Source organism: Alteromonas sp. D210916BOD_24 (genome assembly GCF_047159385.1).
In the GTDB taxonomy this organism is placed as follows: domain Bacteria; phylum Pseudomonadota; class Gammaproteobacteria; order Enterobacterales; family Alteromonadaceae; genus Alteromonas.
Genome location: NZ_AP038333.1, coordinates 3,302,075 through 3,323,348 on the forward strand (window position 1 = coordinate 3,302,075; position 21,274 = coordinate 3,323,348).

Below are 21,274 nucleotides of genomic sequence, written 5' to 3' on the forward strand. Positions count from 1 at the left end.
GTACTGGGGTATCCCTTATACTCACTCACAGCCACCAGGGGTGGTCATAATTTATATTCTCGTTAGGGATGACATATTTAAAGGGCACTGATTCTGAAAATATCGCCCAAAAAGCGCGATTGAGTTCCTCGTCGACGATATTTAGCTGCCCCGCATCTTTATACCGAGTTAATAGCGTATTGTACGCATCCACCGGCATCTGCGGGTTGCTCTGGGTAAACACTACTCGCCCTCCAAATTCTTCATACATAGCTTTTTCAGTGGCATATTTTAACACTTCATCGTGCGCTATTTGCTGAATGGTTTTGTGATGAGATTGGGGTTGTTTAGCATTAAATTCTTCGCCGAACTTTTCCACAAATGCACGCTGTAATGCCTCATCAACAACAATCTTTTTTTGTTGCGCATAGTCTTCGCGAAGTAGCGAAATAATGTCATTTGTAGCCGTGATTTGTATTCTATAGGCCAGTAACCCAGCGTAGTTATCTCGGGCATTATTGCGCATTTCTACACGCTCTGACTCTTGGGGCATTACGCTATCTAACGTTATGGCTTTTCCCAGTACGTAAGCGAGTACATCGTTAGTTTGAACTTGATACGCTGGCTCGGTATTTTCAACAGTGGCATCACGTGCAGTTGCACTCGACGACAGAAGACCTATCACAAACAGCAACAAGTAGAGAAAAATAAATTTGAAAGGCATGTCCTTACTCCTTGAACGCATTTGGCAAAAGCCCAAACAGCAATGGTGTTCCGGTAGTTAAGCATTAAACGGACAGAGAAAGCAAGACAGCACGCCGTGCCAATCCAGTAAAAAGATTGGTGGGGAAAGGTATAAAAGTAGTATAAAGAAAAACGGCGGTCAAATGACCGCCGTTTTTGAATTCTTAGATAGCTTGCACGTTAGCAGCTTGAAGACCTTTTTGACCTTCTTCAACTTCAAATTCTACTCGCTGACCTTCTGGAAGCGTTTTGTAACCGTCAGAGATGATCGCACGGAAATGAACGAATACGTCCTTACCGCCGTTATCTTGAGTTAGAAAACCGTAACCTTTATCAGCGTTGAACCACTTAACTGTGCCTGTAACTTTAGACATGTCGTATAGACCTCAAATATCGTATTAAATTGCGCAAAAGCGCGTGTAACTAAGTTTCTTTAGAGTCTTTAAATTGGCGGAGTATTGGGTCTTACTTACGAATGGACAAACAACTTACAACAAATTACCGGGTAACTCGAGTGGTTTAACATATAGCAAATAATACAAAATCGCGTCTATTTAAAGACTTTGGCCAAAAGCCATGTGCACTATAACACTCTTCGGGACGATTAATATACAAATTAATTACGAAACTGGCCAATTCATAAATAATTCACTTCATCGTCATAAAACTTAACGCCCTTTTCGCCATGCCAAAAACCAACAAAAAACACCAAAAATGCCAGTAAATGCGGGGAAATACCATGATATTGGGTAAAGTGGCAGTAATACTGACATTAGTATCAAGGTAGCACCTACAATACTGAGATGAGTGGTCTGAGTAGTTTTCTTTTGCTCAAGAAGCAACGCAGCCTGTGCGCGTTGTTGTTGTAAAGGGAGGCGTTTAACCTGCTGAAGGCTGTCATAAAGGAGATCTGGCATTTCGGGAAGTTTTTCCGACCAGAATGGCAGGTTAGCTTTTACCTTACTCATCATAGCGCTAAAGCCCACCTGTTCCTTCATCCAATTCTCTAGAAACGGCTTTGCCGTTTTCCATAGATCCAGTTGTGGGTAAAGCTGACGCCCTAACCCCTCTATATATAACAAAGTCTTTTGCAATAAGACCAATTGTGGCTGGACCACCATATTGAATCGGCGAGCCGTATTAAACAACTGAAGTAATACGTTACCGAAGGAAATTTCAGCGAGGGGCTTTTGAAAGATAGGTTCGCATACCGTGCGTATGGCCATTTCAAATTCATCGATATTGGTGTCCGGTGGCACCCAACCCGAATCAGCATGCAGCTGTGCAACTTTGCGGTAGTCCCTATTGAAAAACGCAATAAAGTTCTCTGCCAGATAGCGTTTATCTTCGCGGTTTAGCGTTCCTACAATACCAAAATCAATCGCAATATATTTGGGGTTCTCAGGATTCTCCGTAGAAACAAATATATTACCGGGGTGCATATCTGCATGAAAAAAACTATCGCGAAAAACCTGTGTAAAAAACACTTCCACGCCACGTTCAGCGAGTTTTTTCATATTGGTATTTTGCGCAAGAAGTGCATCGATATTGGAGATCGGCAAGCCGTAAATACGTTCCATCACCAGCACATTGTTGCGGCAATAGTCACTGTATATTTTCGGTACATACAAAGAATCCGAGCCTTCGAAATTACGCCCTAATTGAATACCGTTAGCCGATTCTCTCAATAAATTCAATTCATCAACAATGGTTTTACGGTATTCAATCACCACCTCAATGGGTCGCAAGCGCTTACCATCTGGCAACCAGCGTTGCAGTACTCCCGCCACACTGAACAGCAATTCCATATCCGCTTCAATAGTATCGCGAATATCGGGTCGTAGTACTTTGACCACTACATCTTCATTGTTGTGTTTGAGCTTGGCCGCGTGAACCTGAGCAATGGACGCAGAAGCCAGCGGGACTTCATCAAATTCACTGAACAACTCACTTAGATCAAGCAATCCCAGCGATTTCTTGACAATTTCCTGAGCAATTTCTGAGGGAAACGGCGGAACTTTGTCTTGTAGTCTTGCAAGCTCATTGGCAATGGCAGGGGGTAGAAGATCACGGCGGGTAGAGAGCATTTGCCCGAATTTAATAAACACAGGGCCAAGACTTTGCAATGCAAGCGTAATGCGTTCGCCAGCCAGTTTATCTTTGTGCTTATTGCGCACCCAAAATATACTGCGGCGCATTGCACGAGCGTACCAAGGTAGCCACTTTGGGGGGATAAGTTCGTCCAGGCCGTGCTCTAACAATACCTTATTAATTCGGTATAATCTTACAATACGCATTTCACTGTCTGCTTTTACTAATTGTGTTTTAACTGTTCTTCTAAACGACGTAACCTTACATCCACGCTTTCCGCTCTGTCGCGCAATGTGTTTACTTCGTCACTAAAGTGCATAACGGCCAGCTTGTGTGCGGCCAGTGGCTTCTCTTCCACTATGGTGTTCCCCACTACTCGGCCTAGTGTGGACAATGCTGATGTGGATCTCCCGTGAACTGTTTTCATCGCACTTACCGCTTGATGAGCAATTACATCATTGGTTTTTTGGGCTAACAGTTCTTCGATATCGATATCAAGTTGTTGAAACAACCCACTCACCTGCTGGGCAATACTTAGCTCACCTTCTAAAAACAAGGCCTTCTGCTGTATAAGACGGGTTAGCTGGCTGGTTTCTTTAAGCTCAGGTAAAGTTTGCAGTGACGTCTTAATGCAGCAGTCTTTAGCACCCAGTGATGCCACGACCTGCTCGAAATTTTGGTGTTCTATCAACACATCCACTTTGTCAGAGAAGGCCAGTGTTATGCCATAAGTGAGAGGTGAAACAAAGGCAGTTAATCGGGATCCGCGCAAGCCTTTCAAGCGAGCATCACTAGCATCATCTAATGAGAGCAGCTTATTTATCGCCGCTTCAAGAGTAGCGGCCATTAGCGCAGAGGCTGGCATTAAAACTTATACCCTCTGTGAAGTGCAACTATACCGCCTGTCAGATTCTGATAATCACATTGTTCAAATCCCGCCGTTTCGAACATGCCCTTAAGGGTTTCTTGATCAGGGTGCATACGAATACTTTCTGCTAAATATTGATAACTCTCAGCATCATTGGCAACCAATTGCCCCATCTTAGGTAAGATGTGAAAAGAGTACATATCGTAAATCTTACTTAGCTGCTCTGAGGTTGGTTTTGAAAACTCCAATACCAATAAACGACCACCCGGCTTCAATACGCGATAAATAGAGTTAAGCGCATTTTGTTTTTCAGTGACATTGCGCAGACCAAACGCCATCGTCACAACATCAAAGTGATTATCAGGAAAGGGTAATGCTTCCGCGTCGGCTTGCACGTAATCAATGTTGTTTACCAATCCGCGATCGCGCAGTTTGTCGCGCCCCACTTTCAACATGGATAAGTTGATATCAGCCAAGGTAACGCGGCCAGTAGGGCCAACTAACCGCGAAAACTTGGCGGTTAGATCACCTGTACCACCTGCGATATCCAACACTTTTTGGCCGGCGCGAACCCCACTACAATCAATGGTGAATCGTTTCCACAAACGATGAACTCCCATTGACATGAGATCGTTCATCACGTCGTACTTTGCTGCCACAGAGTCAAAAACATTGGCGACAAGAGATGCCTTCTGGCCTTTTTCAACCTGTTTAAAACCAAAGTGTGTCGTTTGCTCTGGTGCAGCATCTGCTTGCGTAGCGGGAGTCTGGTTGTCGCTCATGACAGTCCTGTTGTGTGATTAAGTGTTATAATGGCGAAGTGTATCGAATTGTAGTGACAAGCTAAAGCTTTATACCTATTTGCATGTGTTTCAGTTTACTGGGCGATTCGTTCCCCAGCTGTAGGCCACAATAGCACTTATCTCTTGAAGTGAACGTCCACTTTCACGATGCCAATGAGCAAATGCCTGATTAGCGGCTTCCAACGATTTTTTCGCCGTTAATCCGCCATCGATTATGTCATTTTTGCGCAAATAGTCTTCCACATCAGATGAAAACAAAAAGGTGTCTACACCCAACGCTCTTAGCATGTAAGGGCCTGTGTTACCTCCGAGCCGAGCTCCCTGCTTCTTAAGAAACGTCCACAAATCGGTAATGTTCTCTTTATCAAATGTGGTGACAAATTTAGCAAAACTGCCATATTCACGGGCGACATCTTTAATCATCATGGCATTGTCACGTACTGTCATGACCTTTTTAAAGTTGCGCACAATACGTTTATCGGAGGCTTTTTGTTCGAGCATTTCATCAGGCATCAGTAACACTTTGTCGACATCGAAGTCAAAAAACACCGTTTCAAAATCTGGCCACTTTTGCTCTATCACCCGCCACACAAAACCCGACTGAAACACTTTCTTGGTCATTTCAGCAAGAAAGCGATCATCGGGTATTTGTACGATTTCCTGTTTAGTGAGAGGTGCTTGAAGCATTGCTTCAAGCACCTGCTCCCCCCCTTTTCGCTCGCACGCACGGCGATAAATAGTCTGAAAAGATTCCCGCATTCAGATTTAGCCTTTAATACCACTGTGGCGAAGCAGTGCATCGACTTTCGGTTCCCGGCCTCTAAAGGCCACAAACAAGTCCATCGGCTCTTTACTGCCACCCATCTCTAAGATATTTTCAAGGAACGACTTACCGGTTTCACGGTTAAAGATGCCCTCTTCCTCAAATTTGCTGTAGGCGTCAGCAGACAGAACTTCTGCCCACTTATAGCTGTAATAACCCGCAGCATAACCACCCGCGAAAATATGCCCAAAGCTATTTTGGAAGCGATTGAAAGACGGTGGGATCACCACTGCTACCTCTTCGCGGACTTTATCTAACGTAGCTTGAACATCTACATGACTGCCTTTCTCACTGTGGAGTAAGAAATCAAATAGGCTAAACTCCAGCTGTCGTACCATTTGCATAGCAGATTGATAGTCCCGCGCCGCTAACATACGCTCTAGTAAATCGGCCGGTAATGGCTCGCCAGTTTCATAGTGGCCTGAAATAAAATTAAGCGCGTCCTCTTCCCAACACCAATTTTCAAGAAATTGACTGGGAAGTTCTACGGCATCCCAAGGCACACCGTTAATCCCTGACACACCAGCCGTTTTTATTTTGGTTAGCATATGATGAATGCCATGACCAAATTCATGGAACATGGTAACCACTTCATCATGCGTAAATAACGCCGGTTTATCTCCTACTGGCGCATTGAAGTTACAAGTCAGATAAGCCACAGGTAACTGTAACTCACCATTAAGCATTTCTCGGCGTACGCGACATTCGTCCATCCAAGCACCGCCGCGTTTTTTCGCACGAGCATAGAGGTCTAAATAGAAGCTGCCGCGCATTACGTCTGCGTCATCGGTAATAGTGAAGTAGCGAACATCTTTGTGCCACGTATCGATGCCAGGTTGTTCAATTATTTTTAACCCGTACAGACGATGTACTACCTCGAATAGCCCTGATAATACTTTGTTTTCTGGGAAGTATGGACGTAGCATCTCATCTGAAATCGTATATTTCTCTTGCTTGAGCTTTTCGCTGTAATAGGGTAAATCCCAGGCCGCCATTTCGTCCATGCCATGGACATCCTTGGCGTACGCTTTCACTTCGTCTAATTCCCGTTCAGCCTGAGGCTTAGCGCGATGAGCCAAGTCACGTAAAAAGCCAATGACCTGATCTGTTGACTCTGCCATTTTCGTCGCCAATGAGCGTTCGGAGTAGGTTGTAAACCCGAGTAACTCTGCCAATTCTGTACGAAGGGACAAGGTTTCTTTTATGATATCGGTGTTGTCCCATTTCCCAGCGTTAGGCCCTAACTCAGACGCCCTAGTCGCATAAGCGCGATACATCTCTTCGCGGAGTTCACGGTTATCGGCATAAAGCATCACTGGTAAATAAGAGGGAATGTCTAAGGTAAATAACCACCCCTGTAAATCTTTTTGACGTGCAGCCTGTGATGCGGCTTCAAGTGCAGATTCAGGCATACCAGCCAAGTCACCCTCGTCAGTAATGTGTTTCGTCCATCCCATGGTGGCATCCATAACATTATTAGAAAAGGTTGATGACAACTCGCTCAATTTTGCCTGTATTTCGGCAAAACGGGTCTTTTTCTCTTTCTCCAATGCCACGCCCGACAAAGTAAAGTCTCTAATAGCGTTAGAGATAACTTTTTGCTGTTCTTCAGATAAGGTGGCAAATTCATCTGAATTTTGTAAAGCAACGTAAGCATTGTACAAGCCCTCGTGTTGCCCTACCCAAGTACCGTACTCAGACAATAAGGGTAAACACGCGTCATGCGCTTCGCGCAATTCATCACTGCTAACGACACTGTTCATGTGTGACACAGGCGAAAACATTTTACTCAGCTTATCGTCTGATTCCTCAAGTCGTTGTACTACGTTTTGGTAGGTATAGTCCTTAGAGGCGACAACCTCTTCAATTTCGTATTTACATCGCTCAATAGCCTTCTCAATAGCAGGCTTAATAGAAGAAGGCGTTATAGAGGAAAATATTGGTAGTCCATCTACCATTTCAATTGCTGGTGTCGTCATAAACCATCCACTTGTGCTGTGTTATATCAATCATGATGGGGCTATCCGTGCTAATTGCAAGCCACGGTGCGATTAAATGGCGTGTTAACTAGAACCTGTTGATCTTTGCTGTTGATTTTTGCAGCGGTGTGTTTCGCGATTTAAAGATTGCCATTTAGACCGAAATTTATACATCAAAGATCAATAGGCTTTAACTACTTTTTACTGTAAAAAGAAGATCACGCCACCCCTATTATTCTTAGACTACGGATGTCACAAATGTCACATTTCATCCTTTTGTCTACTTTGTCTACCACTGATCATACGTCTATAATTTGAATAATAATTCTACAAGGTCACACTATGAAAACATTAACTTCAGGAGAAATCGCTTCGTACTGCGACGTGAATCTGCGTACAGTTATTAGGTGGATCGAAAGCGGTAAACTGAAAGGGTTCAAATTACCAGGAAGAGGTAATAACCGTGTACTTGTGGAAGACTTCATTGAATTTTTAGACCGCCACAACATGCCCATTCCCGATGCACTTAAGGGCACCGCAAGCCCATCAATACTAATTGTAGATGATGAAATGCCCGTAGCAAAATCAATTCAACGGGTAGCCCGACGGGCAGGCTTTGAAAGTTATATTGCAACGGGTGGCTTTCAGGCGGGCATTATGCTTAGTCAGTACAGCCCTAAAGTCATGACGCTTGATCTAAGTATGCCTGGTATGGATGGCTATAGTGTTATTGAGTTCACTCGAGAGCAAAGTAAATACAAAGACTTGAAAATTGTGGTTATTTCCGCACTTGATGAAGCAAGTCTCGAACGCGCATTAGGCATCGGCGCTGATGCTACCCTTCAAAAGCCCTTTTCAAATCACGACCTGACAATGGTGCTTGAACAGTTTATGTCAATATAATGGCGAGAAGTTAGGGAGCTAATATGAGATTTTGTTTGCTTATTGTTTGGCTGTGTTTAGTGTTTAGCGCAAAGTTACACGCGCAGGAAAACAGCCTGACATTTGGTGTAGTTCCTCAGCAGTCTCCCAAGAAATTGGCGCAAAATTGGCAACCTCTGCTTGATTATATTTCACAATATACTGGGTTAAAAATTGACTTCAAAACGGCCAAAGACATACCGACCTTTGAAGCAAATCTTGAAAAGGGTGCTTATGACATCGCTTATATGAACCCCTATCATTTCGTGGTGTTCCATGACGCAGTTAACTATCGCGCACTGGCGCGTCAAAAAGACACCTTGATAAAAGGAATTATAGTGGTACCTAAAGACAGTAAGGTACAATCGCTAGATGACTTAAACGGCGCGGAGATTGCGTTTCCTGCTCCCGCTGCTTTTGCCGCTTCCATCATTACCAGCGCGGCACTGCACAAGCGCAACGTGGCCTTTGTGCCGCGTTATGTTAACTCTCATGACTCGGTCTATCTGGCCGTTCAACATGGTTTCTTCAGTGCCGGTGGAGGCATAGCCCGTACCCTCAACAAAGCACCTTCACAAGTGAAAAATGACCTTAAGGTGTTGTGGGAAAGCAATGGCTATACTCCTCATGCGATTGCAACTAAACCAAACATGGCGCAAAGTCACAGACAAGCTATTCTTAAAGCATTGCTTGCATTAACTCACGATTCAAGCAATGCGTGGATATTAGAAAATTTAGGGTTCAAAGGATTTATCGAATCAGTTGATAGCGATTGGGATGATGTAAGAGAACTTGGGATTATGTCTCTCTCAAGACCGCACATTTAAATTGGGAGCCTATGCGACTATCTTTGCGAACTAAAACGATCATAGGTATAGCGTCAATAGCAGCGCTACTACTACTCGTACTCATAGTGACCGTTTTTCAGCTACTCAATGATTTAGTGGACAACAGCGTTAAAAAATCTGCTGATACCACAGCAACACTGTTTGTCTCTACCACCAAAAGTGCATTTTTGAGCTATGACCTGTCGTCTTTGGATGCCGATGTCTCAGAAATTCTGACTAACCCTAACGTTGCCTACGTCAGAGTGAAAGACAAAGACGGCAGAATATATGTAGAGAAAGGCAACCAATCGGTTATTGACCACCCTTTTATAGCGGACAACTCCGTATCGGCCGCCTCCGACGGTATATACGACACACGTGCACCAATAAAGGTTAATGAAACCCTCTATGGCTTTGTAGAAATAGGTCTCAACATCGCTTCTGTTACTGAGTCTGTTTCTCGAGTAAGAAGCTGGACACTGGCACTGGCGTCACTCGAATTTATACTAGTGGGACTTTTTTCTTATATATTAGGCTCATACCTATTGTCTCAACTAGCGTTACTGAATAAGGGAGCAAGGCAATTAGGTGATGCCGTCGCCAACAATAATTATCGCAATGTGTTTATCCAAGTTCGAGGCAAAGATGAGTTAAGTGAGTTAGCCGAAACGTTTAATCACCTCGTCGAAAAAGTAAAAGAAGAATACCGTGAGCGCCAGCGCGCACAAGATGAGTTAAAAGAACTCAATGCTTTGCTAGAAGATAAAGTGCAAGACAGAACAGCTCTTCTTCATCAGAAAAATTTTCAATTAGAAACGGCGAATAGAGATCTTAAAGAAACTCAGGTACAACTATTACAGGCTGAAAAAATGGCATCTGTGGGACAACTGGCCGCCGGTGTAGCACACGAAATTAATAATCCTGTAGGTTTTGTGAGTAGTAATATCGCCACATTAAGCGAATACGTGGCTACTTATCAGATGATTTTTTCTCAGATAGAGTTGATGTTGAAGGCCGAAAGTGATGAAAAACGCAGGGAGTTACTAAGCAGTTTAGAAAATATGTTAGCCAAGCAGGATATGAACTTTATCAATGATGACATTGCTGATCTCCTTACCGACTCCAAAGAGGGGCTATTTCGCGTAGCTGAAATTGTAAAAGGATTAAAACTTTTCTCCCGTGTAGACAGTGATGAAATGCAACAGCACAACTTAAATGATTGTGTCCGGACTACCTTGGCTATGGTCAACAATCAGTTAAAGTACACCTGCACTGTGGAAACGCACTTGGCAAATATTCCTGATATTTCCATGAATGTGGGAAAAATATCTCAAGTAATTACCAATTTGCTAATCAATGCAGGTCAAGCCATTGAAAGTACAGGTAAACATGGCAAAGTAGTAATCACGACCTGTACTGTAGGAAATACGGTAGAGTTACGCGTAGAGGACTCGGGGTGTGGAATTTCACCGAGCCACATTGATAAATTATTTAATCCATTTTTTACAACCAAACCCGAAGGACAGGGAACAGGCTTAGGGCTGTCAATTTCGTTTGGCATCGCTCAAGAACACGGTGGAACACTGTCAGCAACGAGTAAAGAGGGCGAAGGAAGTTGTTTCACCCTCGCATTACCGATAGTGAGAAAAGAAACGGATGAGAATGAGGACAATGCGTGATCATGAAGTCTTCTGCATTTTACACGTACATCTGTATAAAAATAGGTGTTAAGGATGATAGGTTATGACAGATCCTGGTCTTGAAAAGAAAGTTACCCATACAGTACTTTTTGTAGACGATGAGCCCAATATCCTACGCGCGATAAAGCGGGCGCTATTTACCATGGATATTAATTTACTGCTGGCTGACAGTGGTACCAAAGCCCTTGAAATTATGGAAAAGCAAGAGGTTCACGTGGTTATTTCAGATATGAAAATGCCACAAATGTCAGGTGCTGAACTGTTAGAGCAGGTTGCAATAAATTATCCCGAAACATTTCGCGTCGTGCTTACTGGCTATGCTGACATCGAATCCACTATAAAAGCTGTCAACCAGGGGAAAATCCACCGTTATCTACAAAAACCCTGGGACAACCAAGAACTGATTTCAGTAGTGGAAGAAGGATTGGAGCGGGTAAAGTTAAAATCTGAAAACGAACGTTTACAAAAACTGACTCGTTTACAAAACAAGAAATTAAAAGACGTCAATTCCTCGCTTGAACAGATGGTTCATAAGCGTACTCGTCAAATTAAAGCAGCATTGAATAAAATAGAAAAACACAATCTTGCTATGGAACAAGTGTTGTTCAATGTTATTAGTATAAACCCAAATGTAAATGGAAAATTTGCAATTGAGGTCAGTGACTTAGCATCAAAAATAGCGAGAACCGCCAAGCTAGACAAGGAGGCGATAAAACAAATTCGCTATGCTGGATTAATTTGTGAAATTGGGTTACTCGGTTTAGAAACCGATGACTATTCTGCTCCTTTTTCTAAACTTAAGTATCAACAGCAACAAAACTATTTGTCACAAACTAAGCAAGCTGCGTTAATTTTAGCCCCCGCTCACGAACTGCATGCGGTATCAGACATTATCGAGTTCCAGTTTGAGCACTATAATGGCTCTGGGCTGAACAAAAAAGTGGCTAAAGAAATTCCGGTAGGTGCACGTATACTGGCTATTGCCCGCGATTATTGGCGATTGATCACCGGCCGTATGAGCGGAATAGAAATGAGTCCACGTGACGCAAAATTAGAAATGAAGAAGCACAGAAACACCCGCTACGATGGTGAGTTCTTGGACTTTCTATTGGAAGACAAAGACGTTTCAACGTCTAAGTTACTTCATACTTCCTTAAAAGCTACCCAACTGAAACCTGGAATGGTGCTTTCACAAAATATCTATAATGACAGCCATATTCTCATATTACCAGAGGGACATGTTTTTAGTGAGACTACCATCCAAAAACTCATTCATTTTGAACACGAACGAGGAACCCCCTTTAATATTCAAGTTGAGCCTGAAGAAGCAACAGAGCCCTCTGAAAGCAGCGCAGAGTAGAATTTACTCGGTAGTTGCACCGACATCGGACTGCATATGCAGTGCAGTCCGTCCCTTTTTCCGCTCGAAATTGAAATACCCCGTGCCATTTGCCGGTCTAGACCCAATTGAGCACGGTTTACATTCCCCGCAGTTGAGTTTTAAAGTAAGCGTTTTTCTTTAAAGCACAGTACAACTTGTATTAAAGTGAACCCCAATTGCTCGCCTAAACGACAAAAAGGCTTTTAATATGAAACATTTCGATTATATCTGTATTGGTGGTGGAAGCGGTGGCATTGCTTCAGCAAACCGCGCTGCAAAGCACGGCAAAAAAGTGGCCATCATTGAAGCTAAAGACATCGGCGGTACTTGCGTAAACGTAGGATGTGTTCCCAAAAAGGCAATGTGGTACGGCGCACAAGTCGCTGAAGCCATTCATCGCTACGCGCCCGAATACGGGTTTGATCTGTCGGTAAACCATTTTAGCTGGGACACTCTTATTGCTAGTCGTCAAGCTTATATCGAACGTATTCACGCCTCTTATGACAGAGTACTAACCGCCAACGACGTTACACTCATTCGTGGGTTTGCCAAATTTATCGACAATCACACTATCGACGTGGACGGCGAACAATACACTGCTGACCACATCACTATCGCTGTCGGTGGCCGCCCTAACTTTCCGAATATTGAAGGCGCCGAATACGGCATAGATTCTGACGGCTTCTTTGCATTGAAAGTTCAACCTAAACGAGCGGTAGTCGTGGGAGCGGGCTATATTGGGGTGGAGCTAGCAGGGGTGCTGCATGCCTTAGGCACGGAGTCTCATTTAATCGTACGCCAGCAAGCGCCGTTGCGACATTTTGACCCAATTATTCACGAAACATTGGTGGATCTGATAAACGCAGAAGGGTGCAAATTACACAATCACACCAGTGTTGAAAAAGTGGTAAAACACGATAATGGCGAGTTGTCAGTCTATTTGACTAACAACGAAGTGTTAAAGACCGACTGCTTAATCTGGGCTATTGGAAGACGCCCCTCTACCGATATGATTGCGATTGAAAATACTGACGTTGAATTAAACAAAAACGGTACTGTAAAGGTAGATAAATACCAAAACACCACGGCTAAACAGGTATACGCGGTGGGAGATATCACAGGAAAAGCCGAGTTAACACCGGTCGCGGTAAAAGCAGGTCGGCTACTTAGTGAGAGACTGTTTAATGGTCAAAAAGAGGCTCACATGGATTACTCTCTCATCCCGACTGTGGTATTCAGCCATCCCCCTATCGGCACTATAGGTTTGACTGAACCACAAGCCATCGAAGAATACGGCGAAGACAATGTTAAAGTATATACATCAAGCTTTGCGTCTATGTATACCGCTGTGACGCGTCACCGTCAGATGACTAAAATGAAGCTGGTATGCGCCGGAAAAGAGGAAAAAGTGGTGGGATTACACGGTATCGGCCACGGTATGGATGAGATATTACAAGGCTTTGCGGTAGCAATTAAGATGGGTGCCACCAAAGCTGACTTTGATGCTTGTGTAGCTATACACCCCACTAGCGCCGAAGAGTTTGTTACTATGACGGGCTAGTGTAGAAGTTTTACTGATACACATTTGAAAATCTTGAAATACATTCTAAGCTGAGTAACCACTGTTAGTCAGCTTTTTTACGTCACTTAATTTATATCAAGTGCCCGAATAAGGAAATGAGTAAAGCAGAATTATGCCATTTCTATTAGGCATTGAAGTGCCAACGCCTAATAGAAAAATGCGGTCTCTTTTATACTGGGGGAAATGTAATTGATGGGCTTATCACCTACTCATATCGCTTAGGCAAACTTCCTCTTTTGGCTATCAAGCGTGGTTAATATAGGGAAAAACCACCGCTGTGATGATACGCTAACAAAAGTTATGACTTCCACGAAAGCCTAGCAACAACGTGCTTTTCATCAACTTGTAGTGAGAAACTCCACCCATTTCGTTCACACAAACGTTGTACAATCCCCAGTCCTAAACCGTAGCCCTGATAATGTGAAGCAAAGGCTTTTGAATAACTTGTACTCATGGCACTTCTTAAGTTATTGGTAACGATAAGCGCATTATTTTCTAGACAAATGAGAATAGGATGCTCTGAATCTGTTGTATGCTCAAACGCGTTGCGCACTAAGTTATTGACGGCTATGGCAAACGCCTGGGAATGACCATGAACATTGGGATTGGCGGCATTGTCGATATTAACTTCTACCGTTTTACCGTTTAAAAGGTAGCGCTGTTGCTCTACCGCTTGTTTGACTAATGGAAGAACCAGAAATCGTTCTTCATACCAACCATTATCGGTTTCTCGAGCAATACATAAGAACATTTCAATCATATTCTTCATATCAACCGTGGCGCGCTTTATTCGATCTAAGATCTTAAAGTCAGCTTCAGATAACGAACTTTGCTGCAAAATTTCTATCGCTCCCGATATCACAGTGATGGGTGTACGCAGTTCATGACTTGCAGAATTGGTGAAGTTTCTTTCTCTTTCTATAAAGGCACTAATACGCTCAAGTGCTTTCTCTATTGTGTCGGCAAGTAGGCCAACTTCCTCATCATCAAATCTGTTTGCTTTTACGCGCTTAATATCTTCCCTTGATAGTTGTTTAGGATCGATGTCTGAGACCACTTTAGCAAGCTGCACTACAGGAGCCACGGCCTTGCGCATAACAACAAGTCCCAGTCCAAACCCCACAATGCCTAAAGAGCCAACCACACCTGAAATAACCATTAAGAGCCACCAATCCTCAGATGACGCAGCTTCTATTCCTGCTACATCGAAAACAACAAAAGCAGGCTTTTGTAGATCATTTTTGGATACCACCGCAACATGGAGTTCTTCAGCTGTGAATTCATATAACCCTTCCTTAGGATGAGATAGCCCCCATTCCTTTAGTGTTTCAGGCAACATACTCGCTTCATCGTAGCCGCGAAGGTTACTCGTCAGATCAGGATAACTTTCTGCCGCCACCTTAAGTTGCTGAGTCAATACTCTGTCCTCACTTAACCTCACCGCAGCGAAAAAAGCGAGCCCCCAAGCCACACTAAGTCCAGCTATACATAGGGCAAACGCAACGGCAACGCGATTGCGGATACTGTGCCGACTCATTAGTGGCTTTCCTCGCCAATTCGATACCCAATACGGTGTATGGTATGAATAAGAGGAATATCAAATGGTCTGTCAATCGCCTGCCGCAATTTATACATATGAGAACGAAGGGCATCACCGTCTGGGGGATCATCAGCCCACAGTAAATTTTCAAGGGAATTGCGAGAGACAACTGATGGAGATGCTTCCATCAGTCTTTCAAGAAGCTTAAGGCATGCGGGTGTTAGGTCAATTCGCTGACCAGAGCGATGAACCAGTAGCGTTAGTCTATCTAAAGTTAAATCTGCCACCGCCAGGAGATTTGGCATTTTCACTTGGTTGCGTTTACTTAATACCTGTAAACGAACGTGTAATTCCTGTAAGGCAAATGGCTTTACCAGATAGTCATCAGCTCCTGCTTCAAACCCTTTCAGTTTATCTTCAAGGGTGTCTCTTGCAGTTAGCATGAGTACAGGTACGTCTGCTTTAGTGCTCATCCTTAATTTTTGGCAAAAAATAAGCCCATCCATCCTGGGGAGCATGAGATCTAAAACAATCACGTCAAACATCTCGTTCAACGCCAAGTGCATTGCACTTTGGCCGTCGTACGCAAAATCGAGAATGTAATCGTACTTTTCAAGAAACGCGGCAATGTTTTCACATATGTCGCGATTATCCTCGACAACCAATACTTTGATTGGCGAAATACTACCTGCAAGTCTCATTTTCACTCTATTCCTTACCAGGCGTAATCCAACCTTAGCCCAAGCAATGGCTCGGTCTCACTTTCGTCTTTCACTTCTACGCCTCTGCGATAATCAAACTCTGTTTCATCGCCCGAAGAAGCGGCAGTTAGATTGATTATATCGAGAAAGGCTGTCACGTCTACCGGTCCCAGTGCACGTCGATAGTCAATACGTACATTCAAAAGACTCGCACCACTTTGGCGACCAATATTTCGCTGAGTTATTTCTTTGGAGAAGCGCAAAGGTTCGCCTGGTCCCAGTACATTGGCATGAATAACAAATTCGTCGTCCGGTCTGCCTGAAAGATATTTGTAGCGACCGGCGACTTTCCACCGATCATTGATTTCCCACGTTAGACCGAAGGTCGCGACATGCTTGCGACTAAAATCAGCAGTAACTTCGCCACGCCCGTCTTTGCGGTCAACTACGGCATCGTTGTATGAGTAACTTGCTGTGGCATACAGACCTTCGAAAATTGTGCCATTTGCCACAATATCTAAACCATAAGACCGTCCCTCGCCCAAATTTGCGAAAGTCCCACTTGCTCTATCTAAATCAACGACCAGATTATCAAGATTTTGAGTATATAACTCGGTAAGCACGGCCCAGTTGCTGCTCGGGTAATATTTTACACCAACGCTTCCATGGGTAATTTTCTCTGTCTTGAGATCATTTGATTCATTGGCTGCCAGTTGTAAATACCGTGGAGACTGGCGAAAAAGTCCTGCGCTCGCAAAATACCTGATACTTTGATTTGGCTGCCAGTTCACGCTCAACCGAGGGGATGCAAAACTTTCATCGGCAAAGCCATCTCGTTCCCACCGAAGACCAGTACCGAATTCCCAATCGCCATACTCGAACACTTGATCAATATAGCCCGCGTAGTTTGTTTCTTTTTCACTTGTTGACGCATTAATGTTTTCAGGAGTCAGTACAATATAGCGCTGCTCTGGGCTCTCTCTTTGATCATCTGAATCATAGACATATCGATTCCAATTCCCATCCAAGACTGTTTTGTAGTCCAGTTCGATTTGCGTTAAGCGCAGACCAGCACTAAATACACCCCACTGGTTAGTCATTTCAAAATCACTGCGCCAGCCGCTTTCTTTCTCACTTTCTGTGATAGTGATAATGTCTTCCCTCACAGGAAAACTCGTAGCAGGTGAGCCCTCTGGGACGAGATCAGGGAAAGCCTCTCCCTCCGAGCTCTTTTTGTCACTCACTCGGTAGTAAAGTCTGTTGGTCCAAAGGGCGTCGTTACTCATTAATGAACTTAGCGTTAAACCCAACAAGTCACTATCTTGTTCAAAATCAAGTAACGCAGCATCTTCAAAATTGGGCGAAGCAAACACGTTGAAGATGTCACGTGTATACTCCTCGTAGGTATCAATAAGCAGCACTTCGAGTGAGTGCTTGTCACTTAGGGGAATAAATGACTTTGCAATGACGTCCCTTAAAATAGGCTCGCCAATGTCAAGTTCATCGATAGTTTCAAAAAGGTCGCCGAAGTTTAAGCGACGAGCAGAGATTAACATTGTGGCATCATCGGTAAGACCGATTGGGCCATCATAGCCAACTTCAACCCCTGCTAAGTCGTACCGGAAACTGGCTGAAGGACTTGGATTGCCATCAGCAACGTCTAATTTCAGTAAAGATGCTGTGCGCCCACCATAAGCGGCATTCCATCCTCCTGGAGAAAATTCTGCTGAACTAATTACATTTGGAGCGAAAATGGAAAACCGTCCACCGCCGCCCACATCTTCCTCTTCACCCAGAGTTGCATCAAAGTGGACCGCTTTATCGAAAGGAAAATCATCGACAAATAGCAAGTTATCTCTAGGGCCCCGGCCACGAACACTGAAGCTTGCAAATTCACTTTCTGAGGCTAAGCCTGGTAACCCATCGAGTGATAACAGTGGGTCTGCTCCTCCTCCTACTGCGCTTCTCAATGCCTCTCTATTCAAATAAATACTTGAACCCGAACCCGATAAGTTGGTTTGTTGTGTTCTTACTTCGACCACCTCGACAGAGTCTTCTTTCAAGGCAAATTCAACTTTTATATTTTTGCGCGTAACCACACGAATACTAGGTTCATACAAGGGTGTATACCCGTTCTTCTCTAGGCTGATAGCATAAAGACCCGGATCAAGCCTAGCGACAACAACTTTACCCTGCGCGTTGGTTACTACAGTATATGTAGCGGCAGTCTCCCTTTCTTTAATGGAAATGCGTACATTCGCAATTGGTTGCTCAGTGATGGTATTTTTAACTATGAAGGTTAATTCTCCCGGAGCCTCATCTGCGATAGCAAGATCAGGACAAACCAATACGAATCCCCACATCAGCAAGGAAATCACTCTTTTGATTTCATCAATCATCCTACTTGTCCCCTACTCATTAACTGCAATCTCAAATGATTTGCCATAGTGCTGTCCTTTAAAAACTCAATGAATGAAAAGTATTGAAAGTCAGCAGCCTAACAGAGCAAATGTGACCAAAATGTCGTCTTATAATGAAAAAATATTAACGAGAAAGTTTAGGTTTAGCAGGGTAGTAAGAAGGGCGAAGGTTGGAAAGTATCTGTCCAACCGGTATTCGATTGACTCGCGGTAAAGCTAAAGCTCACTTTGGGCAATTGACACATGGGTATAGTGTCTGATTTGGTTGTGGAGCTTATCTCAACTAAATTGTCGTGCTTCGTATGCCGCTATCGCCGCCTCTTCAAGTAGTGTTCTGCCAATCTTATCTACGCCATTAAGCAAGTTCTGTTTATGGTGTACCAAAAGAGTAAAAGTATAGGTATCTTCGCCGTTTGTAATGGTTTGGTTAGGCAAATCAACTGTCACTATTTGGCAGGGGTTGGCCTGTGATTTATTCGCTAACACATCGACTGCCTGACTAGGTAGGGCGATGGGTAATATTTGATTATTCAAACAATTTGCATAGAAGATATCGGCAAAGCTTTTAGCAACGATTACCTTAATGCCAAAGTCGGCAATGGCCCAGGGCGCGTGTTCTCTACTTGAGCCACATCCGAAATTATCCCCTGCAATTAAAATTTCAGCGCCTGTAAATGCCGGATCATTCAGCACACATTCGGGATTGAGCACCGCTTCATTTTCATCTAAGTAACGAATGTCATGCAATAGGTGCTTGCCAAAGCCCTGACGGGATATTTCCGTTAAAAACTGCTTGGGTAAAAGTTGATCGGTATCCACATTGTTATGATTAAACGGGATAGCAATCGACGAAATCATTTTCAAATTTGACATCAAGCATGCTCCAATAAGTATCTGATATCACATAATTCTCCAGATATCGCTGCACCCGCAGCCATCGCAGGACTTACTAAATGTGTACGGGCGCCTCTACCCTGACGTCCTTCAAAATTGCGATTACTGGTCGATGCGCACCGGTCTTTTTCACCTAAGACATCATCATTCATACCTAAACACATTGAACAGCCCGGTAGCCGCCACTCAAACCCCGCATTTAAAAAAATCTTATCTAACCCTTCATCTTCAGCCAGTGTTTTTACTCGCATGGAGCCGGGTACAACAATGGCCTTTACGCCTTTCGCGACCTTCCCCCTTGCAGCGATTTCTGCCGCCTCTCGTAAATCTTCTATACGGCTGTTGGTGCATGAACCTATAAACACATGAGAAACGGGTATGCCTGCTAACGGTTCGCCCGCTTTTATTCCCATATAATTAAGGGCCTTTCTAGCCGCGTTATCTAAAGCTTCGCTGTGGTTTTCATCAGGGAACGGTACCGCCTCATCGATTCCAATAACCTGACCAGGATTAGTACCCCAGGTTACCTGAGGAGAAAGGCTTGAAACATCAATGGAAACATCAGCGTCAAAGTGAGCGTTGTCGTCTGAATACCACTGTTGCCACTGCTCCTTTGCACGGACAAAGTCACTGCCTTTCGGCACAAAGGGTTTACCTTCCAGGTAAGCAAACGTCACTGCATCCGGCGCCACTAATCCGGCTTTCGCGCCAGCTTCAATGCTCATATTGCAAATCGTCATTCGCCCTTCCATGGAAAGGCGCGTAATCGCATCACCACAATACTCAATAACATGCCCCGTTGCCCCATCGTGACCAATCTCTCGTATTAAAGCGAGGATCATATCTTTGGCTGCCACGCCTTTAGGCAATACGCCAGTAAAGGTCACCCGCATGTTTTTGGCTTTAGACTGACGGATGGTTTGCGTAGCGAGTACGTGCTCAACATCTGAGGTACCAATACCAAACGCTAAGGTGCCCAACGCGCCATGTGTCGCCGTGTGCGAATCGCCACACACCACTGTCATACCAGGATGGATCAGCCCCATTTCGGGCCCCATGACGTGCACTATTCCTTGATTACTATCTCCCACCGGATACAACACAATGTTGTGTTTGCGACAATTTTGGATCAGCGTTTTAAGTTGCAACGCATTTTTGGGTCCACACGCATCTAAGCTTTCAGATTTCGTTGATATGCTGTGATCCATAGTCGCGATGGTGAGGTCGGGACGCCTAACCTTTCTGTTTTTTTGTCGCAAGCCATCAAAAGCTTGAGGTGATGTCACTTCATGAATAAGGTGCCTGTCTATGTACAGCAATCCATCTCCGTCTACCGAGGTAACAAAGTGCTTTTCCCAAAGCTTATCGTATAAAGTTTTTGCCATAATGCTCAGCCCTTGAACGCGCTATCAAACTGTTCAGTGAAGTATTGATTGACCTTTTCGCGGCTCACTACTTGTGCATACTTGGCATGTAAATCATGAAGATTTGCTGTATGCGCTGCCGGATTTCTATCACCACAAGCATTTTCCACCACCCAAACGGGGTAGTTATACGATAGCGCATCGACCACGGTAGCCCTTACGCACCCACTGGTGGTAAGTCCGCATACCATTAAACAATCTGCTTTTTCCATTCGAATCCGGTGGTCAAGTTGGGTACAAAAAAAAGCACTTGGTGCGGTTTTTTCTATGATGTGATGTGATTCTCGCACCTTTAAGCTCGCATCAATATTTACCCACTCAGTTCCTCTTTGCAGTATGTCCAACGCAGGCAACTTAGTTCTAAAAACGGATTGTTGCTGTGGTGTGTCGTACACTACGGTAGAGAAAAACACCGGTAAATTCGCGCGATAAAAACGCTCAACTAACCAACTGGCACAAGCAACTTCACTTTCAAATTGCCCGCCAAGGGGACTGTTGGGCGAGGTAAAACCCACACTCATATCTACCACTATCAGCCCAGGGCGCTGACCGAAGTCAACCCCCTGAGTAGGCAAATCACATTTTGATAATTGCATA

The 21,274-nt window shown here is 44.1% G+C and carries 18 protein-coding genes; 5 read left to right on the forward strand and 13 right to left on the reverse strand.

Annotation, left to right across the window (positions count from 1 at the left end; all coding sequences use genetic code 11):
- Positions 1-25: 25 nt before the first annotated feature.
- The 7 genes from ACMCM8_RS14340 to prlC form a co-directional block, all read right to left on the reverse strand.
- Positions 26-703 carry a hypothetical protein gene (locus ACMCM8_RS14340; protein WP_412723271.1) on the reverse strand — a complete coding sequence of 226 codons (678 nt, stop codon included), beginning with the start codon at positions 701-703 and terminating at the stop codon, positions 26-28.
- A 184-nt stretch (positions 704-887) separates the two neighbouring features.
- Positions 888-1,097, reverse strand: a complete 210-nt coding sequence (cspE, locus tag ACMCM8_RS14345) for a transcription antiterminator/RNA stability regulator CspE (protein ID WP_012519905.1) — start codon at positions 1,095-1,097, stop codon at positions 888-890.
- Positions 1,098-1,391: 294 nt separating this feature from the next.
- Positions 1,392-3,020 carry a ubiquinone biosynthesis regulatory protein kinase UbiB gene (gene ubiB / locus ACMCM8_RS14350; protein ID WP_412723272.1) on the reverse strand — a complete coding sequence of 543 codons (1,629 nt, stop codon included), beginning with the start codon at positions 3,018-3,020 and terminating at the stop codon, positions 1,392-1,394.
- 17 nt (positions 3,021-3,037) lie between these two features.
- Positions 3,038-3,679 (reverse strand): ubiquinone biosynthesis accessory factor UbiJ, encoded by a 642-nt coding sequence (locus ACMCM8_RS14355; protein ID WP_412723273.1) that lies wholly within the window; start codon positions 3,677-3,679, stop codon positions 3,038-3,040.
- A complete protein-coding gene (ubiE, locus tag ACMCM8_RS14360; RefSeq protein WP_412723274.1) occupies positions 3,679-4,464 on the reverse strand; it encodes a bifunctional demethylmenaquinone methyltransferase/2-methoxy-6-polyprenyl-1,4-benzoquinol methylase UbiE in 786 nt (261 codons plus the stop codon). The genes ACMCM8_RS14355 and ubiE overlap by 1 nt, the downstream gene beginning before the upstream one ends.
- A 90-nt stretch (positions 4,465-4,554) precedes the next feature.
- A complete protein-coding gene (locus ACMCM8_RS14365; RefSeq protein ID WP_412723275.1) occupies positions 4,555-5,244 on the reverse strand; it encodes a DNA-3-methyladenine glycosylase I in 690 nt (229 codons plus the stop codon).
- 6 nt (positions 5,245-5,250) lie between these two features.
- Positions 5,251-7,287: an oligopeptidase A gene (gene prlC, locus ACMCM8_RS14370; RefSeq protein ID WP_412723276.1), complete on the reverse strand. Its 2,037-nt coding sequence runs from the start codon at positions 7,285-7,287 to the stop codon at positions 5,251-5,253.
- A gap of 342 nt (positions 7,288-7,629) precedes the next feature.
- On the opposite strand from prlC, the gene ACMCM8_RS14375 reads away from it, so the two are divergent.
- From ACMCM8_RS14375 to gorA, 5 genes are all read left to right on the forward strand, one after another.
- Positions 7,630-8,190, forward strand: a complete 561-nt coding sequence (locus ACMCM8_RS14375; RefSeq protein WP_412723277.1) for a response regulator — start codon at positions 7,630-7,632, stop codon at positions 8,188-8,190.
- Positions 8,191-8,213: 23 nt separating this feature from the next.
- Complete coding sequence (locus ACMCM8_RS14380) at positions 8,214-9,035, forward strand: phosphate/phosphite/phosphonate ABC transporter substrate-binding protein (RefSeq protein ID WP_412723278.1); 822 nt, start codon at positions 8,214-8,216, stop codon at positions 9,033-9,035.
- A gap of 11 nt (positions 9,036-9,046) precedes the next feature.
- A complete protein-coding gene (locus ACMCM8_RS14385) occupies positions 9,047-10,714 on the forward strand; it encodes a sensor histidine kinase (protein ID WP_412723279.1) in 1,668 nt (555 codons plus the stop codon).
- A gap of 64 nt (positions 10,715-10,778) precedes the next feature.
- The gene (locus ACMCM8_RS14390; RefSeq protein WP_412723280.1) at positions 10,779-12,095 is read left to right on the forward strand and encodes a response regulator; all 1,317 of its coding nucleotides are present in this window, start codon (positions 10,779-10,781) and stop codon (positions 12,093-12,095) included.
- A gap of 229 nt (positions 12,096-12,324) precedes the next feature.
- Positions 12,325-13,677 (forward strand): glutathione-disulfide reductase, encoded by a 1,353-nt coding sequence (gene gorA / locus ACMCM8_RS14395; protein WP_412723281.1) that lies wholly within the window; start codon positions 12,325-12,327, stop codon positions 13,675-13,677.
- 319 nt (positions 13,678-13,996) lie between these two features.
- Here gorA and ACMCM8_RS14400 read toward each other — a convergent pair whose 3' ends face one another.
- The 6 genes from ACMCM8_RS14400 to ACMCM8_RS14425 form a co-directional block, all read right to left on the reverse strand.
- Complete coding sequence (locus ACMCM8_RS14400; protein ID WP_412723282.1) at positions 13,997-15,235, reverse strand: sensor histidine kinase; 1,239 nt, start codon at positions 15,233-15,235, stop codon at positions 13,997-13,999.
- Complete coding sequence (locus ACMCM8_RS14405; protein WP_432759735.1) at positions 15,235-15,939, reverse strand: response regulator transcription factor; 705 nt, start codon at positions 15,937-15,939, stop codon at positions 15,235-15,237. Before ACMCM8_RS14405 ends, ACMCM8_RS14400 begins: the two co-directional genes overlap by 1 nt.
- 14 nt (positions 15,940-15,953) lie before the next feature.
- A complete protein-coding gene (locus ACMCM8_RS14410) occupies positions 15,954-18,338 on the reverse strand; it encodes a TonB-dependent receptor (protein WP_412723283.1) in 2,385 nt (794 codons plus the stop codon).
- Between the two features lie 300 nt (positions 18,339-18,638).
- Complete coding sequence (gene leuD, locus ACMCM8_RS14415; protein WP_412723284.1) at positions 18,639-19,232, reverse strand: 3-isopropylmalate dehydratase small subunit; 594 nt, start codon at positions 19,230-19,232, stop codon at positions 18,639-18,641.
- Positions 19,232-20,638 carry a 3-isopropylmalate dehydratase large subunit gene (leuC, locus tag ACMCM8_RS14420; RefSeq protein ID WP_412723285.1) on the reverse strand — a complete coding sequence of 469 codons (1,407 nt, stop codon included), beginning with the start codon at positions 20,636-20,638 and terminating at the stop codon, positions 19,232-19,234. Before leuC ends, leuD begins: the two co-directional genes overlap by 1 nt.
- A 5-nt stretch (positions 20,639-20,643) precedes the next feature.
- Positions 20,644-21,273 carry an isochorismatase family protein gene (locus ACMCM8_RS14425; RefSeq protein WP_412723286.1) on the reverse strand — a complete coding sequence of 210 codons (630 nt, stop codon included), beginning with the start codon at positions 21,271-21,273 and terminating at the stop codon, positions 20,644-20,646.
- Position 21,274: the final 1 nt, after the last annotated feature.

What these genes read in the sequence shown, in the direction of transcription:
- ACMCM8_RS14340 (WP_412723271.1), bottom strand. Translation starts at nt 703, where the DNA reads ATGCCTTTCAAATTTATTTTTCTCTACTTGTTGCTGTTTGTGATAGGT.
- cspE (WP_012519905.1), bottom strand. Translation starts at nt 1,097, where the DNA reads ATGTCTAAAGTTACAGGCACAGTTAAGTGGTTCAACGCTGATAAAGGT.
- ubiB (WP_412723272.1), bottom strand. Translation starts at nt 3,020, where the DNA reads ATGCGTATTGTAAGATTATACCGAATTAATAAGGTATTGTTAGAGCAC.
- ACMCM8_RS14355 (WP_412723273.1), bottom strand. Translation starts at nt 3,679, where the DNA reads ATGCCAGCCTCTGCGCTAATGGCCGCTACTCTTGAAGCGGCGATAAAT.
- ubiE (WP_412723274.1), bottom strand. Translation starts at nt 4,464, where the DNA reads ATGAGCGACAACCAGACTCCCGCTACGCAAGCAGATGCTGCACCAGAG.
- ACMCM8_RS14365 (WP_412723275.1), bottom strand. Translation starts at nt 5,244, where the DNA reads ATGCGGGAATCTTTTCAGACTATTTATCGCCGTGCGTGCGAGCGAAAA.
- prlC (WP_412723276.1), bottom strand. Translation starts at nt 7,287, where the DNA reads ATGACGACACCAGCAATTGAAATGGTAGATGGACTACCAATATTTTCC.
- ACMCM8_RS14375 (WP_412723277.1), top strand. Translation starts at nt 7,630, where the DNA reads ATGAAAACATTAACTTCAGGAGAAATCGCTTCGTACTGCGACGTGAAT.
- ACMCM8_RS14380 (WP_412723278.1), top strand. Translation starts at nt 8,214, where the DNA reads ATGAGATTTTGTTTGCTTATTGTTTGGCTGTGTTTAGTGTTTAGCGCA.
- ACMCM8_RS14385 (WP_412723279.1), top strand. Translation starts at nt 9,047, where the DNA reads ATGCGACTATCTTTGCGAACTAAAACGATCATAGGTATAGCGTCAATA.
- ACMCM8_RS14390 (WP_412723280.1), top strand. Translation starts at nt 10,779, where the DNA reads ATGACAGATCCTGGTCTTGAAAAGAAAGTTACCCATACAGTACTTTTT.
- gorA (WP_412723281.1), top strand. Translation starts at nt 12,325, where the DNA reads ATGAAACATTTCGATTATATCTGTATTGGTGGTGGAAGCGGTGGCATT.
- ACMCM8_RS14400 (WP_412723282.1), bottom strand. Translation starts at nt 15,235, where the DNA reads ATGAGTCGGCACAGTATCCGCAATCGCGTTGCCGTTGCGTTTGCCCTA.
- ACMCM8_RS14405 (WP_432759735.1), bottom strand. Translation starts at nt 15,939, where the DNA reads ATGAGACTTGCAGGTAGTATTTCGCCAATCAAAGTATTGGTTGTCGAG.
- ACMCM8_RS14410 (WP_412723283.1), bottom strand. Translation starts at nt 18,338, where the DNA reads ATGATTGATGAAATCAAAAGAGTGATTTCCTTGCTGATGTGGGGATTC.
- leuD (WP_412723284.1), bottom strand. Translation starts at nt 19,232, where the DNA reads ATGTCAAATTTGAAAATGATTTCGTCGATTGCTATCCCGTTTAATCAT.
- leuC (WP_412723285.1), bottom strand. Translation starts at nt 20,638, where the DNA reads ATGGCAAAAACTTTATACGATAAGCTTTGGGAAAAGCACTTTGTTACC.
- ACMCM8_RS14425 (WP_412723286.1), bottom strand. Translation starts at nt 21,273, where the DNA reads ATGCAATTATCAAAATGTGATTTGCCTACTCAGGGGGTTGACTTCGGT.